General features: G+C 42.9%; 10 protein-coding genes. 1 reads left to right on the top strand and 9 read right to left on the bottom strand.

Annotation, left to right across the window (positions count from 1 at the left end; all coding sequences use genetic code 11):
- Positions 1 to 37: 37 nt before the first annotated feature.
- The 8 genes from A4S05_RS09390 to A4S05_RS09355 all read right to left on the bottom strand — a co-directional run bounded on the left by A4S05_RS09390 (position 38) and on the right by A4S05_RS09355 (position 12,433).
- Entirely contained in the window at positions 38 to 853 is an 816-nt protein-coding gene (locus A4S05_RS09390; protein ID WP_069069550.1) for a hypothetical protein, read from the bottom strand.
- A gap of 173 nt (positions 854 to 1,026) precedes the next feature.
- On the bottom strand, positions 1,027 to 2,655 hold the full coding sequence (locus tag A4S05_RS09385) for a TrbI/VirB10 family protein (RefSeq protein WP_069069549.1): 1,629 nt from the start codon (positions 2,653 to 2,655) through the stop codon (positions 1,027 to 1,029).
- A gap of 17 nt (positions 2,656 to 2,672) precedes the next feature.
- On the bottom strand, positions 2,673 to 3,404 hold the full coding sequence (locus A4S05_RS09380) for a hypothetical protein (RefSeq protein ID WP_069069548.1): 732 nt from the start codon (positions 3,402 to 3,404) through the stop codon (positions 2,673 to 2,675).
- A gap of 462 nt (positions 3,405 to 3,866) precedes the next feature.
- Entirely contained in the window at positions 3,867 to 4,985 is a 1,119-nt protein-coding gene (locus A4S05_RS09375) for a hypothetical protein (RefSeq protein WP_069069547.1), read from the bottom strand.
- A 337-nt stretch (positions 4,986 to 5,322) separates the two neighbouring features.
- Positions 5,323 to 6,141, bottom strand: coding sequence for a hypothetical protein (locus A4S05_RS09370; protein ID WP_069069546.1), 819 nt, complete (start codon positions 6,139 to 6,141; stop codon positions 5,323 to 5,325).
- A 33-nt stretch (positions 6,142 to 6,174) separates the two neighbouring features.
- Positions 6,175 to 9,522 (bottom strand): hypothetical protein, encoded by a 3,348-nt coding sequence (locus tag A4S05_RS09365; RefSeq protein ID WP_256090898.1) that lies wholly within the window; start codon positions 9,520 to 9,522, stop codon positions 6,175 to 6,177.
- A 210-nt stretch (positions 9,523 to 9,732) separates the two neighbouring features.
- The gene (locus A4S05_RS09360) at positions 9,733 to 10,365 is read right to left on the bottom strand and encodes a hypothetical protein (protein WP_069069545.1); all 633 of its coding nucleotides are present in this window, start codon (positions 10,363 to 10,365) and stop codon (positions 9,733 to 9,735) included.
- Positions 10,366 to 10,387: 22 nt separating this feature from the next.
- On the bottom strand, positions 10,388 to 12,433 hold the full coding sequence (locus A4S05_RS09355) for a hypothetical protein (protein ID WP_069069544.1): 2,046 nt from the start codon (positions 12,431 to 12,433) through the stop codon (positions 10,388 to 10,390).
- A 291-nt stretch (positions 12,434 to 12,724) separates the two neighbouring features.
- On the opposite strand from A4S05_RS09355, the gene A4S05_RS09350 reads away from it, so the two are divergent.
- A complete protein-coding gene (locus A4S05_RS09350; RefSeq protein WP_069069543.1) occupies positions 12,725 to 15,793 on the top strand; it encodes an NACHT domain-containing protein in 3,069 nt (1,022 codons plus the stop codon).
- 70 nt (positions 15,794 to 15,863) lie between these two features.
- Here the strand turns inward: A4S05_RS09350 and A4S05_RS09345 are convergent, their stop codons facing one another.
- Positions 15,864 to 19,235, bottom strand: a complete 3,372-nt coding sequence (locus A4S05_RS09345) for an RNA dependent RNA polymerase (protein ID WP_084227051.1) — start codon at positions 19,233 to 19,235, stop codon at positions 15,864 to 15,866.
- Positions 19,236 to 19,317 lie beyond the last annotated feature (82 nt).

The raw sequence follows: 19,317 nt of genomic DNA, 5'->3' as shown, positions 1-19,317 counted from the left end.
ATGTCAATTCCTTTCTATTTTCCCCTGTGCATCACCTCTAGCGCTGCTGTCCTAGTCTGAGTAGGCGGTCATTTAAGGCGATTCTTCCTAATTCAGAAATAACCTCAACTGGAACACCAACAGATGTAGCTGCTTCTGGGATTGTTACTTTGCTATTTCGCAACAGAGATAAAATTTGCTGCACTTTAGGAACAACTGGATCGCTTTTGTTGGTGTAACCCCGATTAATAGCAATTCTCAGCCCAGTTTCAATATCATCTACTCTCGCTCTGCGATTTTTATCTATTAATAGTGTCTGTTGTCCAGCGATTGCGCTATTTTCAGAAGCTGTTCGGTGTCTACGTGCAGTGCCGAAGCCTATCGGAGACGCTGCGCGTAGCTTGCTTCCCTGTAGGGGTATGACGAACGCATTTGCAATCTGAATACCAACATACCCAGTGTTTCTACGCACTGGAACGATATCGAAGTTGTAGAGTCGTTTTTGTCCCGTTTTGTCTACAGTTTGGACAAGTAAGTTAGTAATGGCAGTGGTGGTAGCCCCTGGAAACTTTAGCGGTTGGATTGCCCTCAGAAAGATGGTTGTAGCGCGTCCGTTTTTTAAATCTGTATCTGTGGTGTAGACCAGTCGTGAAGGGTCTGCTACCAAAATGTAGGCGATCGCCTCGTCGGTTTGAGTGAAGCTAATGGGCGTAGCACGTCCTGGAGTAACTTGAACCTGAATCCTATTGCTTGCAGCCATATCCCGTTCAATCAAGCGATATGCAGGAGTTTGTGCTTGTGCCTGTACAACAGGTATCGTCACCCCAAATAGTATTGTGGTGCTAGCAATAACAAGAGTGGCAAATTGTTTCATACCAATGAAAGAATTTTGGACTAGAAGTTTTGACTTATAAACTGTTCTAGTAATCTCAAAAATTAAGTTGTAGAATGTTCAGTTTGTATCTATTCAAGAGCCAGAATGCTGTAGATAACTCGACTTCAATCTGTTTGAATTTTAAATTGCTGGCTACTTGTACCAAATTGGTATCATCGTTCAACTTTCAAAAAACTATTGACGACAACCGAGACTTCTGTACCTTCAGGTAAAAACTGGATATTTGGACGTTCTAGTAATTCTTGCACTGCTTGGTCAGAGCGTCTAGACAGACGTTCACTGACTGGACTAAAAAAGCCTTCCAGCGCCGCCGCCCAAATCTGAGGATTAGAGTTACTAGTAATAGTACTTTGGTTAAAAGTGCCACTAGAAACAACAGTGCTAGATTGAGTGCGGGGCTGATTCACTATGCTTCCCACCTTACCCAAACTACTGAGTAATCCAACTAACAAATCTTGTTGGGCAATATCTGTCCCCACATCATTCAGCTTTTTAGCAATTAACGGTTGCTGTCCTCGACCGCGAATTAAAAAAGTCTCAGCCGGAATGGTTTCCTGTTTGACTGTACCTTGGGAGTCAGGATAAATCAGCGCGATCGCACTAGCAGATACTAAGTTATTCTTTTTACCTACTGCCACTGTTTTCGTTACTAAAACAGTACCAGCTGGGAGTGCCACCGTGCCATCTGTGGCTGTGAGAGGTTTGGTTAACTCGATGGCAAAGCGATCGCTCTTATTATTGCCTCCCTGATCCCAAATCATCGGCATGATAATTCTACCTGGGGCAGATGTACCCAGTGCTACCTCTTTAGTTTCATTGACATTAAGATTGGTTGTAGCTACAGGGGTGCGATTGAGGATACCTACCATTCCTGGAGTCAAGTTATCAGTTTTACTGTCAGTGCTTTTGGAGCCAATTAAAACTGTTTGAATACCAGGGTCTTCGGGAGTGGAAATGGATGGCCTAGCTGTTGGTTTCAAGCTTGTTGGAGTTTGAGTGTTAACAGCAACTTCTGACTGAGTTTCAGCTGCTTTAGAGTTACCGATTTGCGACTGTCCCAGGCTAGCTAGTTGGCTCCACTGTTGGAAAGGATCGACATTCCTTTCAGGCTGTCGTATTGGTGTTGAAGCTTGATAACTAACAGGATTGGGAGAAATATACCGCACTACTGGGGGCGCAGGTTGAGAAATTCTTACAGGAGTTATTGGTGTTATGGGCGATGTAGGAGTTGTGCGCGGTGAAAAAGTCTGACGAGATGGCGTTGGTTTGGGTTTATTTTGTAAGGTTGGATTTGGGGATTTAGCAGCAACAGGTTCCACTTTAAGTTGTTGCCGTTGGTCTTGAAACGCTAATCTGCTTTTAAGTTCGGCAGATTCATCTAAAACTGGTTCGCCTTTTGGAGATGTAGTAGGAGTTTGAACTACCTGTTTAACAGGAGGTTTCGGTTGGAGAAATCCAAACCAGATCAGTGCTACAGAGCCAATAACCATTCCCACTAAGGCAACTACTGAACCTAGTCGAACACTAGGTTTTTCTGCTAACGGTCGCTCTACTGCTCCTTCTGCATCTTGTTTCAAGCGATATTCTTCGGAAATGAGGTGACTGGCGGTAGGGTTATAACCTGCCAACAACTGCTCCTCTTCAAGGCTGATATCATCATCAGCAACCAAAGTGGCTTGGGTAGAGCGATGATTGCCGTTAGTACTGTTGAATTCCGACGAAAAATCAGCAGAGTTTTCGTTTATGTGGTCAAATTCATGGTTTTGATTTGAATTGGTCATAATTCTACCTTTTTCCTTTAGCGTCGTTGCTGAGAATTGAACTCAACCATCTTGGTAATTTGCAGTCCAGACGATCGCACTTCATAAATTTTCTGTTCTACCAAGGGGGCTTCTTTACCTAAAGGAGATCGGGGAATCTCCACTGCTTGGACGGTAAATGTGCGGTTAAAAGAAATCCGCTCATCTCTACCAGTAGTGCGGTCAACTAAGATACGGGTAGCAATCATGTCTATTTCCCATTCCCCAGGTCGTACTGCTCTCGGTTCTGACAAATAAGAAATAATAGTGGTGCTACGCAGCTGACCTGAAAAGAAGCTAGTAGGAACTAATTCGGCTATCTTCGGTAGAGAAGCTTTGGCAAATTCCGGTTCTAGTAGCAGGGAAGCAAACCAAGTATTTGTGGGAATCCGCCCATTTCTACCAACTTGAATGCCTTGGTCTGGTTGATTAGTGCCAGTGAGTTTGTCATCCCAGTTAAATGTTAGGGTTGTCCAGTCACTAACTACTTTTTGAATTACAGCTGGATAACGCCAGTTGCGGTCTTGCTCGGAAATGTAGATTGTCTCACCATTTACCAACTGGGCAAAGGTCGTCTTGCGATCAGCAATTTTATTGACCCTGAAAGCGGTGAATAGAGTCAACAAAAATATCAGACCGTTAAATGCAGTTAGGCAAATAAAGCAAACAGCTAGGAGGTTTTTGGCTTCTGGAAGTAATGGAGCTTGAAGTCTTTTAATTTGCAGAGTCATACCAAATTGGCATAAGTAGTATTGTTTGAAAATCCACCAAACAGCCTTGTGTTAAAGGTTTTTAATTCGTCTTGGAAAGTTCTGATGCCTGTCTTGAAAATAGGGACTGGGGACTGGGGACTAGGGACTGGGGACTGGGGACGAGGGTAGGTTAATTTTCATGCCCTCGTTGTGTGATTCATTACATGACCGTTTAGCTTGAAAATAGGGAATAGGAAATAGGGGAATAAGGATTTTCATCCATTGATTGTGGGATTTTCCCGTGATTGACTGTCTTGAAAAGTGACGTTCCTCCGTCGCTCTAAGCGTACCTCTGCGGGGAAGCAAGCTAGCGTCTCGTAAAGAAGTTAGTTATGCCGCAGGCTTTACGCTGCGCTAACGGAGAGGCGGAAGTCGGCGCACCCTGCGGGATCTTGCTACAGACTTTCCGCAAAATCCAAAATCTAAAATCCAAAATTGGTATTACCCCCTGCGGAGTAGAGCAATACTGGTTGCAGTTCCAATGGCACTGCTAAAAATATCGATTAAGCCTTTGACATTGGCAGAAATGCCGTTATAGATTGCCATTCCCCCACCTCCAGCTATCAATACCGCCAAAACTGGTGCAAAGATGCTCAGGAAACATAAAAATGCGACATCAGATGCTAATTCAGCACCAGACTTTACCAGCACGACGGCTGCTAAACCTACTAAAATGTTGTAACCAAGTTGAACACCAAACAAGGAAATAAACCCTGTCAGCCATGCCCAAATAGGACGACCTTGTAATGGCAGTAAAGATAAACCAACTGCGATCGGTGCAAATAATGCTGTTAGCAACAGAGCAGCTTCCAAAATATTTACAAAGCCCCATTGCAGGGCATACAGGATAAAGCGAATGATGGGGATGGCAGTATCTCGAAACACACTACCTGGATCATTGGCAAACTGAACAGCAGTACCGATTTGACCAGGCAAAGTTCTATTCCAGAGAAAACTACCAAAATCTCGTAGTGGTTGGAGTGGAGATTTAGCTTGCTCTTCAGCTTTGGTAACAATTGCCTGTGCCTGGGCTTGCTTTGAGTTCCAGCATTCAACTAACTCTGTACCGACTTTTCCTTGACATTCGCTATAGAGGTTTTCTAACTGTTGTCTAGCGATACTGCTAATTGCCACATTGGTAATAGCATCTCGAAATGTTAGTTCACCAACTTGAAGTTGAAGAACGCTTTGCACTTGGTTGTAAGCGAAGCCTCGGATAACAGTAATTGTCTTCGCCAGCATATTGCCGTTGGCCCCCAAGAAAATCATAATCACGAAGGGCCAAACAAAGATTGATGCCAGTTCTGACCATGATTGCTTTTCAATGATTTCCTTACCAGTGGTTAGCGCCACAAATAATATGCTGGCGGCTCCCAAGGTGATGCCCAATTTAATCAAGCCAATCCATAATGCCGAACCGAGCGGATCTAAAGTAACTAGCCAGACGGTATTCCACGACTCAACTGTGGCGCGAGAAAGTTCTAAAGAACTGGAGATAATTTCTAGGGCATCGGATTCTCCGCCTGTTACTGGAAATGATTGAGCAATAATGTGGATCATGAGTGTCAAAAGCGTTAGCGATCGCAGCTAAAATTGACAGGACTTACGGATAAAGAATAAGTTTGCGGATCGTCCCTAAAGCCTGCGGCATAGCTCCGCTTAGGGCGCAGCCTCTCGTAGAGAAGGGAAGACACGAAGAAATGGAAGGTTTTGCGTAAGTTGTTATTGATTTACAATGTCTAATTAATTACTTAGAGCTAGTACAGCACGACATAAATAAACCAACCATAGCCCTACTCTTAAAACTTGCTAGGAAATAGCTAAAAAGGTTGATTAATCAGCTTTTTGACTTTGGACTTCCGCCTTACGGTACTAGCTCTAAGATTCCAATTCCTAGCTACTGCTTGTCAGAACCAAGGGTAATGCCACCAGGCATGATCAATAACCCCGCCTGTTGAGTGGCAGCATTACCGGCAGCAACACTCTTACGGCGATCGGCAGTATTGATGGCTGAAAGTTCCTTGGCTGTTTGAGCGGTTAAGGTGTTACTTAATGCCCTGTCAATGCGTGCTTGCTGGGCTTCAATAAGCATCCGCTCGTTGACGCGACTGCTAAGGGCAGTCTGTTGGGATAGGTTTTGCAAAATCTGTTGGGTGACATCTAAACTTTGGGATTCCTCACCCAAGCTGACGCTTTCTTGAGTATCTTGTTGAGTAGCTTGCTTAATTTGAGCCATCTGACTTTGGGCTGTTTGGCTCAAAGTAGCCTGATTAGCGATCTCTGTGGCAACTGTTCTAGTAGCATATTTACCAAGGTCTTCACGGATACCATAAGAGCTTTGACCATTGGTTTTGTTCTCCAAAGTTTCAGATAGCACGGCACCAGGGTCGTTGTTGGCAGAACCGTTCATGATTCCTGCCAAAACTTTGTTTAAATCTGGAATTTGAATTGCACCCAAGGCAGAATTGAGCAGATTGCCAAGAGGATTAAATAGGTCATTTTGAGCGAAATTTTTGACATCTCCCACAAAATCATTGATTTGAGATGCTGTGTCTGAGGTGAAAATACTACTACCAGTAGTTTTGTTACTAACAGCAGCAGCTACTGGATCTCGACCGTTGTCTTGAGTACTGGCAAGGGCTGGACTGGCGATAGAACCAAGTGACAAAATTAGAATCGGTGCTATCAATCTGATAAAGGTAAGTTTAGATTTCATGATTCACCTTCCTTAATGCAGTTTTTAGATATATCAACTTGCAATCAGGCGTTCTTGAGCCTGTTGGCCATCGTTATTCTCTTGGCGATCGCTTTCTCCTTGCAGAGATGCTCCGCTTTGTTGGGGCCTGTCCGCAGGACTTACGGCTGGGCGTAGCCAATCGCGCAATGCTCTTTTTGGATCTATCTCTCCACCAATATGCTTAAACCCTCTGTTTTCCTTCAAAGCAGGAATGTAAGCATCAGTAAACGCTCTCAGTCCTAACAAATTGCCTTTAGCGGTATCTGGATACTGAGCCATCACCCGTTCTCGTGCTTCCCGTTCATCCTGATTATTGGCAACACTGGCCAGCATCATTTCGCCAGGGTAAAAGCGGGTACGCCAGAATCTACCACCTGTTTCTACTAGCCAACAGGAATAAAGGTCGCTGGTACGGGGCAAAAATGCTTCAGTCGCATTTTGACTGATAATATTGACGGGATAGCCCAGATACTGTTGGAAAGAAGCAATACCGCTACTGGTAATACGTCCGGTAATCCGGTAGGTCATGTTCTGCATAATTTGAGCGCCTGTCGAACACTCGCAAATGGTATCCGGGTCTTGGGACATCAGCAGAACAGCAATGCCTTCTTTCCTTCCCGTAGCACAGGTTTCGCCTATAATCTGGGCAAAGCCATCTTTACGTAACAATACGGAAAGCTCATCGCCAATAAACAAACTTTTAGGATGGGATAGGGCATTACGGATACAGGCACTATGGGCGTTAATTGCCATCAAGTAAGCATCCTGTTCGTTACTCAATCCACTGAGAGCAAAGAATTTAATCGCCGGTAATGGGGAAAAAGTGCTGGGACGAGCGATCGCTTTCCCCAACCTAGATGCTAGTAAAGCGCTAACCTGATTGTGGATTTGGTTGAGTGCCTGTCGGTCAATCTCTTCAAAGGATCTCAGATTAAGGCGCTCTCTAGTGCAGAACTTGACGAAATCTGGTAGTGTGGGTATCTGCTGCCATTCTGGTGAAAGCCAACCCATCTCAAATGCTCGGTTGTAGCGAGTAATAATTTCTGGGTCTTTTAAAAATACATCCAAAGCTTTGACTAGCAAGGCATCAACCCGTTGAGCTAGATGCGGGTTTTCGACTTTACCCATAGCGATCGCAGTTAATGCTTTGCGAATAAAGTCCTTCCAAGACTCCATGCGCCGTTCCCGTTCTGACTTGTCGAACCGTCGCAAATCTGGCGGTTCGAGTAGGTTACTGCTGCCACTGGAAATATCGTAATATGCTCCTTGCTCGCCCAAAAGTTCAATTGCCGTTTTGAAGGTGCTATTGCCACTGGCAGAGATATCCATACCAACGACAGGAATATTGTTAGCTAATGCCTCTAGAGCAAAGCGCCATCCCAAAACGCTCTTTCCTGAACCGGAAGTACCTGTAATTAGCGCGCGTCCAATCTGCTGGTGAAATAAGTCAACATAAATAGGCTTGCCACCACGACTGGTAAGGAATTCCACACCTTGTTTATCGATGTCCTTGGGGACAGTTAGGGGCATAATCCCGGCTACAGTATGAGTATCTAAAGTTATTCTGCGTTCGCTGAGATTACCTCCGTGCAGCAACCATTTGCAGGTAATCGGCAGGGTTTGCAGCCAAATTTCCCAAGCAATATTACGCTCTCGAATGACTTTGGCAGTCTCAAAACTGTTAGCCAATAAGTTGCAAGCATGGGTTAACTCTTGGGCACTGTGACGATAAACTAGAAATACAGGCGCACAGTGCAACGCTTTTGTGCCTTCGTAAAGTCGTCGTTGGGCTTCAAAGGATTCCTCCTGTTTGATTTCCGCTCCAACGTCCCGTCCCTGTCCTTTGGTTATGGCTAAAGTGCGGGCTGTTTTGGATTGTTTTGCCTGACGCGCCAGGTTGTCTTGGATTAAGAAGTCATTGCTGCGGCTAATTTCAATCCAAGCTTCTGTATCGTGGACGTAGCTGGAAGCAAGGATTTTCCAGACCCACTTTAGCTGCTCTTGGGCATTAGACCAACCGACGGGGGGATCTGCTACAACCATAACTCCACAAACCTTGCTTTTACCTGTGAGGTAAACTCGGTCATTATCTCCCCGATGTTCGGGACAAGCGGAACGTCCCTGTTGTCCTTCAATCAGTAATGTACAGATGTGTTTATCGGTGGTTAGGGTTTCTGTTAACTCCAGTCCTGTCTCTGTCTCCTTCAGTGTAATGACTTGGGGAATAGGAGGTGCTGCACCCTCATTAAATCGATTCCAAAGCCACTGCCACAAATCTGTAGCATTGCAAGGTGTTACTTCTAAGCCAATTTTGGTATTGAGTAGCAATTCCCATTGGATAAATCCTTGCTGAAACCCTTGCAGTAAAAGCTTTTTGAAAAACTCCTCTTGGTAAATGCGTTTGTTCCCTGTAATCAGTTCAACTGCCCAAGAGCCGAATTTTCTACATTTTTCAATCAGTCCACCTACAAAATCCTTTTGCTGTGAACCAGCTTCATCATCGCTCGTCCAAGTGCAGAAGGCAATTTGATTCCAGATTTGGCGAGAACCTGCTTCCTTGAGTTGCTCTACCCGCAATTGCTCGTTGCGAAGCAGCACAGAAACTGGTTTCAAGTGGCAATCGTCTGCTAAGGCAGTAAGTGGGGTTTGGCGTATGTGCGGTACTCCCTTAGCAGAGCCTGTTTGTAGGGGATATAACTCAGTATCATCACTATAACAGCCTGTACAAAAAGTAATTTTTTCACCGGGGGGTAGTTCTTTCAAACCCTCTTCGATAGAGTGGGCAAATTCGCTAACCTCATTTTCATGGAGTATGTCATGTAGTCCAGCGATGCGAAACCCAAACACGAGTTGATACTGAGAGTTGCCTTTATCTAATAACAGGGCAGCCACTTCACGATCATCTTTCTTAATTTCTGCAATACAGCAGATGTTTACCTCATTTTGGAAGGGCATGAGCTTACTTTTGCCTCCATATTGATTCGGTACAATCAGTGGCTTGAATCGGATTTGTACTTGCGAGTCCCCGTAGCGCCGACGCACCCACCAGGGCCGATATTCGGGAATCGGTGAGATGTAAATGCTGTTACTATTGCACCACTCTGTTCCCGGTGGATTACGCCATCGATCTAAAAACTGATGCGGCTGTTTGCCTGTGAGAATCCACCAACTGATAATTAGCCAGAATGAGGTGGCAAAGAACCAACCCATACCCAAACTGAGTAAACCATTGGTGAGAACATAGCAAACTACAATGATGGCAATCCAAGGAAGTAGCTGTTCAGCCGGAATTGGCCCAATGCTGGCTTGTTTGCCTAGAATCCGATTGACTTTGATGAATTCTCGATTGTCTTGTGCCATATTTGTATAATTCTCTGGTGCTGCATTAGTAGTCAGTCAACCAAGAAGTGACAAGTGAAGATAAGGGGGAGAATAGGACTTTTCTTCTTGTCAATAACCTCTCAAAGTTGTCTAGACCAACTAACTATGCTCATCCCCCACTGATGAATTCTGACGAATGTTTTCTGACTTCTGAATTCTTATTTAATGGGTATAAAATTCAAGTTGGGTTTACCTGATGGCTGTTGTTCCTGTGCCATTACCGACAAATATGAAAGTGATGACATCAATGGCAATTACGATGGAGAACGCTAGACCAACTTGAGTAACAATCGGCCGCCAGTCGTTACCTTGCTGTGCTTGGTTATAGGCAAATAGAGAAGCAGCAGCAACCAGCAGCAAGAATGCACCTCGGATGAGGTTGAATGTCAAACCAACAACGTTGGCATCCAAAGTGCCTGTAGAACCGCCTCCGGCTTGGGAACTTTGTTGGGCTAAATTGTTGAAGAAGCTTTCCAACCCGCTTAAGAAAATAGCTTGGGCTGGAGTTGTAAAGGTATCAAGTAAAGCGGTAACAGTGATAATGGCGGCAACAATATGCCAAAAGCGAATTTTTTTACCTAAATACTTTTCTAGAATTGGTACTGTCCGAATTATGTACCCAATACTCAAGAAAACAATGGTGGCACATCCCAAAATACTGACGAATATGGGTTTGGTAGCTAACAAATAAATTCCAATCGCAAGACATAGTAAAATGAAAAGTAAGTCAGTGCGGTTGATTTTCAGATTTCTCAAGTTGGTTGAAAATTTCCGAGATTGCAGCAGTTTTAATTGAGAAATGTGAGATTTTGTGTTGTTCATTTTTCTCTTCTCGTTTGTAGAATTAAACTTGCATTTCTGGTTTGCTGGCTTTTCTTTGAGTTTGTTTCTGGCGTTGCCTTGCAGTATCTTTATCAGTCTGGGCTTGGGTAGAGCGAGTTGATTGCTGATTGTCCAGTAGCGTTTCTATCTCACGCAGGGGGATGCTACACTGCAAAATCTCCGGGGGCTGCCCTGGTACTAAAACGGCATCAAGCACTTGTTCATCGTTACGATTAGGGTTAAATCCTTGAAGTAGCCGTGTATCATTGGGCAGTTTTACTACTTCAAACTCGTACTTGACTTTGCCCTTTTCAGTCCAGGTGAATGTCGGTTCATCGTTGCTGTTAAATCGGTTAGGTAGTTGTTCTTGAAATTTTTGAATTAATGCTTGGGTACTGGCTTTGAGGGCGTATTCTTCTTTCGACTGTGGCAGTTTACAGATGCCTGTCTTTTCATCAGGGCTAAGATTGTCTTGTGCGATCGCCCACTGTCCCTGAGTACGAGTACCAGCAAAGAGTGTTTCACCTTGGGTATTTTCTAAAGTGATCGCTACGCCCGCCGCAGGCATCGCTACCTGCTTGTCCTGTGCTTCTACCCATAAAGTTTTGTTACTGGAAATGGCGATACCTCCTTGGGGTGATTGGTCAAATAACTCACCAGCAACTTTGGCAAACCCCACTAAAGCATCAGCACAGGCAGCTTGTTGTTGCTGTGCTTGGCGTTTCGTCAGATGTTCTAAAATGTCAACGTCTGCTGGTGGCTGGTTAGCAGAGTTAGGTTGAACAATATCTGCATCAGTTTCTGACTCGACAACAGTAGAATTATTTTGTGGTGCTGCTATCTGTTTTTCCAATCGGCTAATTACCATTTCTAAACGGTCAAGTCGCTTGGAAAGAACTTTCAGGTAGGCTTCAATTTGGTCAAGCTGTTCGCTGACGCTAGCATCCTTATTTAATTCAAATGGTTGAGATTGGTATTTGGGGTCTAGTTGGGAACCAAGATTATCTACTTTCGAGCCGATTTTGGTAGCAGCTACAGCCAGTGGATTGTTTGCGGCTGATTCTTCAGATACAGTTTGAAAATCTTGAGACTTTTGAGACTCTGGTGAGTCCGGTTTTGCTTCTTGCAAGCGACTGGCTATGTTATCTACGCGGTCATTCTGCTGTTGCAGTTCTTTGAGAATTCGTTCCAGCCGCTTTTCATCAGCTTCAGCTGCTAGCTGTTCCAAAACTCCCTGTCCCACAGCAATTCCCAGAGATGCCAGTTGACCTGTTAAGCCTGCCAAATTCAGCCCATTCACTTCTCGCCCATTGGTGGCAGCTGTGGCACTTAAACGCGAAGCTTCGTCTAGAGGCTCTCTGGATTTGGAGTTTTTGGCAGCAGTTTTATTGGTCTTAGCTCTGTCCTGAGTTTTAGGTTGTGTTTTAGGCTGAGACTTACTTTGGGTTTTAGTTGAAGTTTTGGCTTGAGTTTTAGTTTGGGCTGCGCTAACACGACTAACAGATGGCTCGTCTTCTTCACCTAAGTCATCTAGGTCATCTAGTTTGGTGTTGAAATCGTCATTTAATAGGTCGTCTAGTTCGTCGTTTGTATCATCTATTTCTTCATTTTCTTCATCTAAATCGAGTAGGTCATCTTCTAATTCATCATCGAGATCGTCTAGTTCTGTTTCAGCAAAACCGCAAATTTCAGCAATGTTAGAAGGGGTGAAGTAGTTTTCATCTTTGCTGGTAATTCCTTCTAGGTTTTTAATTAGGTACTTGCCACTGGTTCTGTGGTTGGGATCATTAGTGAGGTAGAAGCGATAGCCTCTAATCTCGTCATCATCCCCACCTCCTACACAGAGTTCTACAGTAATGGGGGCTTTACCCGATTCCTGGCTGTAATTTTCTACATAGGCTTTAAAGTCTTCGTGGGACTGGATAGAATCATCCTGAATTGAGGATGCGATCGCTTTATCCAATGTGTTTTCAATATGGCGGAGTTTACGGCGATCTGTCAGGTTTTCCCATGAGCGATTTTGAGAATTTTGTCTTTGCTTAGGTTTGGTCAGTGTTTTGGTAGCCATAGGTACTCAAAGCTGATTGCCTTAAGAGTTAACCTAACAAGACTTTATCTGGAAACAGCTAGACCAAATGGCGATTTATAGATTATCCAGTTGGCTAGTATTGACTCCTGATGTCACGTATCCTGACTAAAAAAATTGGTTTCAAGCACCTAGTGAGAAATTTTTGAGTAACTAGGGATTAAGTGGATCTAGCTCAATAATGATATTTGCATATTCTTAGTAAATTTTTGCAACATAAGTAAGAATATCCTAATATCTAGTTGACAGATATGTAATAACTAAGGTTTAAAAATGAGTGGAAGTGGCGGCGGCGGTGGATACGAATATCAGGCACAAGCAACAGCATATATCGCTGCTCACATCTTGACACAGCGACCATTACGTTGGATTGAACACTCAACTATGGATGTACCTATTGCTGTGGCAGCAGAAACAGATGGACCAGGAGATGATATTAATATCACACTTACAGATGGCACATTTATAGAGCTTCAGGCAAAACATGGTCTGAAGAGAGATAAAAAGTTTTGGGAAGCGATTATTAAATTAACTCGTGGTCTTGCAGACGATCCATTGCTATATGGCATTTTATTAACTGACTCTACAGCAAGTTCAATAATCAGAGATGACCTGAGCCGGGATATTGAGCGACTTGGGCAAGGGCGAACAGACAGTTTAAAGGAAATAACTGATGAATTTATATCAAAGCTGAATCAGGAATATATTCCTTATAATTCAGAAATTTTCAAGCGTCTTCGGATTGTTATTGCCGACTTTGATAACTCTCAGAGAGATGCAAAAACAGCACAAACTTTACTTTCACAAATTATAGAAAATCAACTCCAAGAAGAAAATATTTGGAACGTATTAGTTGCAGAAGGTATAAATCTAATTACTAAGAAAGGGCGGCGTGATGCCAAAAATCTATCACATCTCTTAAGTCGTGGAAACATTCAATTACGGTCAACGGGAGCGAATCCCACAGCTTTATTTGTTCGCTACATAACTCGGTTAGATGAGTCAATGCTACTGTCTAAGGCACGCTGTATTGCTAGTTGGCAAGGTGCAGGAATTAAAGAAGACGAAGCAATTGCCCTTGCTGATGATATGTCTATTGGTTTACCTCCAAATGAGCTAAAGCTTTTGCCAGGAAAACTAATTATTATAACTGGAGAAATGGGAATAGGAAAATCCTTGATTGGCGAGCGTTTATTTCAAATTACAATTCAAGAAGCTAAGGAAAATATCAATGCTCCATTTCCTATTTTTTTTGAGGCAGAACAGATAAAAGATAATTTACTAAAAAAAGTAATACAAGAAGATGCTAGTGATTTATATAATCCTGCAAATGAGCCTAGTTTAGTAATTATTGACAATGTAGATGATATTGGAATCACTAATGCAGTTAAGCTTCTTAAAGAAGCCAGGATTCTTATCAAAGTATGGAAAAACACGACGATAGTTCTCATTAGTAGACCTATCATGGAGTTTGTGAATGCCCCAGAGTCAATAACAGTTAATCTTCTTTCCAAACAGGAGGCTGAGGCACTAATTAAAAGATTATCGGGACGACAATATTTTTCTTACCAAGGCTTATCCGAATCGGTTCAAGATGCAATTCTCAGACCTTTATTTGCAGTCATCCTTAGTAGTTACTTGCGAGAGTCAGCTATCTCGATACCTCAGTCGAAGGAACAACTTTTATCAAATCTAGTGGAGCGTTCCCTTCGTCCGTTACGGGAACACGTACTCAAGGCAAGCAAATTTTTAGAGCAACTCGCAGCAGCTTGTATCGATAGGGGCAGTACAATAGTTCCATCAAATGAAATTACTTCCTGGACTGAGCGACAACAGCTTATAGATTCAAGATTAATTGTCGAGAATGCTGATAGCTTACGATTCCCCCTACCTATTTTGACACAATGGTTTGCTGCTCAATCTTTAGCATCGGATATTTCCCTAATCGAGAAAATTGCTAAAGACCGACAACGCCTTGAGCTTTGGCAATATCCTCTGGTAATTGCTGTTGCTACCTTTTCACCCAGTCAAGTATCTAAATTGCTCACTCCTATTGTTACAAATCAACCTGCTCTAGCAGCTAATATAGTAAGCGAGGCACTAGCTTTTCATGGACGCTCAAGAGAGATTTCATCCCTATCTTCTTTGGAACTTGGGCAACAGGTACGAGACGCTATGCAAGCATGGGTTAGTGGATTTAAAGCGTTCTCATCACCAATTCCTTTCCTTCAGGAAAATGGAAAATTACCTACATTAGGAGTGCGGTTGAGTCAAAGAGTACTGGGAACAACTTCACCTTCAGAAGCGCCGTTTTCAACGGCATGGGTAGAGGTTGCTTGGCATTCTGGTAATGAAAACCTGCCGGATGTCGTTGAATTACCTCTAAGCACAGAAGATTCTGATTATTTATTTTCATTGGGGTGGAAAACTCTTCAAGGATTTCTTCCTTATTCGCACATATCGTGGGCATGGAAATGGACTCTAGAACAAGTCATAAGTTCACTTTTGAATGAGAGATCCTTACCAGTAGAGGCTGGATGTTTGTCCTTGGAAGCTGCATGGTTTAGTGCGCTCTACATAACCAATCGCCATCCTAAAAATTATCCTAACTATTCTTACCCAATTCCTTTATCTCAACTTGAAACTGTCCTTGTCAAAATTGGTGATTCACACTTTCCACCAGTGTTTCAGCATTGTCTGACTCAACTTAAGATTGAAATGGAAGCAGCTCGTAGAAGAAAACAAACTGATCTGTCTTTACCAACTTCTTTCATAGTCTTTAGACACAACAACTTCATATCTAATGAGATCCTACGAAAGTATGTGGAAGATGTTTATCTAGGAGCATTTGAAGGTTATCAGCAATTGGTGAACAATTTACACCCCAAATTTTTGCCTAAACTTCCACTAGCATCTATTCTGCCAGCTAGATTAGTAGGTGTTATTGTTCCACCTAGTTCTAGTTCAAATTCAGTTACTTGGAATTGGTACTGGGAATCGTTACCTGAAGGTAGTTCCAGTGAAGTTAAATTTCAATTGAGGGATTATCCACTTTCAGAAAAAGAGTCTAATGTACAATCGGCTTTGGAAAAAATACAGTCTTTATATCCACAATGGAGAAGACACTTTTCAGTAAAATCCAAATCTATATCTTCATCTACATCTACATCTCCTATTTCAAGAAATATGCTCGGATCTTATCCTGTAACTCATTTAGCTTATACATGGCTTTGGGAAGACCTACAACAAGTAGGGTGGATACCACACAATTGTAATTTTGATGGTAATAATCCTCATCCTTGGTTGCCGATAGAAAACTCATATCGATCTGGAATGGATTAAAATTAAAAGCTAGAGAATTTTTTACAGCAACGCAATCCAGTCGCACATTTAAATAATCTCCTTTACCACTTTAGTTCAACTCTATATTCTGACTGCTAACATGGTGTCCATTATGTGATAACTCATGTTTTCTGTAAAGTAATCGTTCCCTCTCTGAAATCATCGCTTCTAGCTCACTGGCACGTTCTTCTGAAAGTGGAAATATCTCCTCACCCGTCTGTAGATTACCTCGGCAAATCGTCCGCTTATCTTCATTTCGCACAATAAAATCACCACTGGGTTGCACATAAGCAGTCCAATGGCTACCAATTTTAAACTGCTCAATTTCATTACTTGCAGATTGATTGGCTTGTCGCTGGTCGTAGGTAGTAGCGATCGCTCCTACCAAATTATCAAATATTTCTTTACGCCAGAGTTCACGGTGAATGGCTCGGAATTGCCCAGCAGTCTCTAACGTTGGTTCTGATTCTGGCAATGGAACTTCTGGCAGATTGATTGACTCAGGATTAACCTTGAGGATAATACTAGAGCCATCTGGTTGCAAAGTAGCGGCAAATGTGGCACCAATCGGCAGTTTCGGACTATCAGGAGCAAAAGTGCCTAAATTCTTACCATCAATCTGTAATATCGGTATACCGTTGTAACGATAAAACTCTGGGTGTGATTCAGGTAACTCAAAAACTCCTACTTCCAAAGTAACGCTGCGCTTTTTCCATTGCTTACTAGCAAAGTTTTCATTGGCGAAGTCATTGTATTTGATACCCAACACTTTAATTTCATCAAACTGAAAATCTTGAAGCTGTTGACATACTTCCTCTGTAAACAGGTTATATGCCAAAGCACCAACACCTGAATCCTGACGTGATGTTGCCCAACTATGATCTGCTGGTGAGATAATTCTTAAATCTTTGGGGATATTAAGTTCATCTAAATCGTTAATATTTTCACCAAATTTAGCTGCTAATTTATCAACTACTTTGGGGGATAAGTCTTTCAAAGCAAATTCAATCAAAGGTAATTGAGGATGAATCGTGGCATCAAATTTAATTCCCTTTTGTTCCAAAGATTCTTTCCATTTAATAGCACCTGCACCGAAAGGAACACTCAAAACATAAATATCCTGTGGTAATGCAACACTTGGCAGTTCATAATCGTGCTGAAACGAAAACGTAATTTCCATCTGTTCTGCCAGCTTCAAACAGTCTTTGCGATGCCGATCTAATTCTGGACGGGTGTGTTGTGTATGCCACAGTGCCGCTGCACCTTCTCTGCGAGACGCTACGCATTGACTGAGCCTGTCCGCAGGATTTACAAATCTCTCTTCTGGACTGGTGAATAATTCATCAATTTCTGCCCGATAGCTTTCGTAGAGCTTCCCTAGTTCCTCATTAAAGGCTTCCCTGTCATCTCCCACCCGTTCCTTAATTTCGTCTCTAGCTTGCTGAAACCTTGTTTTCAGTTCCTCCGCCCATTCCAGGGCATCTACAGATAGCGTCTCTTTAGGAAACAGGTAGCGAAACTCATGCCTATCTCTGCTGCGAATGCGTGTTGGTTCCCATAAAGGATTGACTACAACTCTTGCAATGACGTTAATTGAGCCGGGAGCATCCGCAGGCATGGCAAAGGAGCGATAAAGCCGTTCATCTTTCTTAAAGTCAAAGAAGTAACTGGGGTGAGACTCTGACCATTTTTTGGCATCGGCGAGTAAATTTTCCCCGCCTATTTCCTTGATATCTTCCAATCTTTCTGCACTTTTGGGCGAATCTACCTCAACCTGAAGTGCCTGAAATAGACGGTTTAGTAGCTTCCTTTGTCGTTTTTCAAATCGCTCTACATTCTCCCCGTCTTGGGGCATTGATGACTGTACACGCCCAATATTTGTTGCTACCAGCCCTACTTTATTTTGACTGCTGGCAGCAGCAATCTCTGCTAAATTTTTGTATTTTAAGTTGCCTTGTTCATCTGTAATTTCCGTATACGCCAGCTTAGGGCGTTGTTTAACTGGCTCAAATCGCCCCGGTTCACCTGCGCGGAGAGTTTCTTGAGCAATATTAGGCAGTTTACTGGCAGAACTGACCATTAATTGGTCGCCGTCAAAATCGGCTTGGTGGTATTCCTCGGCATCCTTGGGGTGAATCCAAACTACGTTGCGAGTTTTTTTCAATTCTGGGTCGTGGATGTTTTGGTAGAGGCGGATGTTGTCTGAATTGACGATGGGGTAACGGGTGAGAATGACATCTCCTTCCGGTAGATGGGGTACACAGATTGTGCCACGAGTTAGGCGATCGCACGGCATTGCCATACCCGAATTATGGTTGTATCCACCCTTGATTGCTAGGTCACGCCATTGATTGGCTATGTAATCGGTAGCAAACTTGCGGAATTTGGGGGTTTCAATCAATTGACCATATTTATCGCTGCGTAATAGCGAAATCCAGCGAGATTCCTGCGCTTGATTGTTAGCATTACCCTCAATTTCGTTAAAAGCTTCTTCTGACTGCTCTTGCTGCGATCGCTGTTGTTTGTCATATTGTTGGATGATGTATTTTGCCAACACCAAGGGATTACGCTGTAACTCGGCAAGTTCTCTAGCTTTTTCTTCGGTGGGTTTACTTAAATCCTGCCTGACTGCTTCTTCTGAGTACCAAATGGTAAACTGCCAACTATTATCGTAGCTGGTAGCTTTGGCGTTACCTCTATTCCCGATTACCGCTTGGGGAAACTCATAGTCACCGCAGGGTATTAAGTTTTTGAGTTCCGACTTTTTAATGCCTTTAATTGAGGAACGATCCATAATAATGTCGTAGCCTTGGGCATCAGTCAAAGTCGCATCGGGTAGGAAAGTACCTTTGGATAAGAAACTAGTTTTTGGGCACAGGGAATTATCTGGTTCAGCCCAATTACTCCTCCAGGCAAACCGAAATTGGAATGGACAATTCCTTTCTCCTCCCAATTGTTTGGCAAGTTGGGGCGAAATCTTGCCGTGACAGTCTCCTGTTTTATAATGAGCATACTGTGGATCTTCAAAGTCCACTATTTTGACTCGTAGCCCTGTAAAAGTTTCTGAGCCTTTGTAGCAATTACTAACTAGTAAAGAACCATAGCGACAGGCAGTATCCGTTTCTGTAGCGAATAAGCGTCTAATTTTTTTATGCAGTGAACCATCAGCAAAGTAATAACTATTGCCAGAACTGAAAGCTAACTTGCGTCGGATTCCATCCTGAAAGGTTCTTTGTCTTAAATGGTTGGCATCTGGATTTTTACTGTCAATTTTAACCAGTAGTAGAGATTGTAAATCTTCTGCTTCAAACATCTGTTCGAGCAGAGAATTTTTAATGATTTCTGGTTCAGATAAATATCTCCCCTTACCATTGTTATACGACCCATCAAAGATAGGTATGCTCAAACCAGAACCTTCTAAGACTCTAGTGGTTAAATCCATTACCAATCATCTATTAGATAGCTTATTTAGCAAGCATAAGACTCCAATATTCACCTTGGCACGAAATTACACTCGATAAAAT

The organism is Nostoc sp. KVJ20 (assembly GCF_001712795.1).
Classification (GTDB): domain Bacteria; phylum Cyanobacteriota; class Cyanobacteriia; order Cyanobacteriales; family Nostocaceae; genus Nostoc.
Note: the sequence above shows the minus strand (reverse complement) of the source record. Positions and strands in the feature narration are given on the sequence as shown.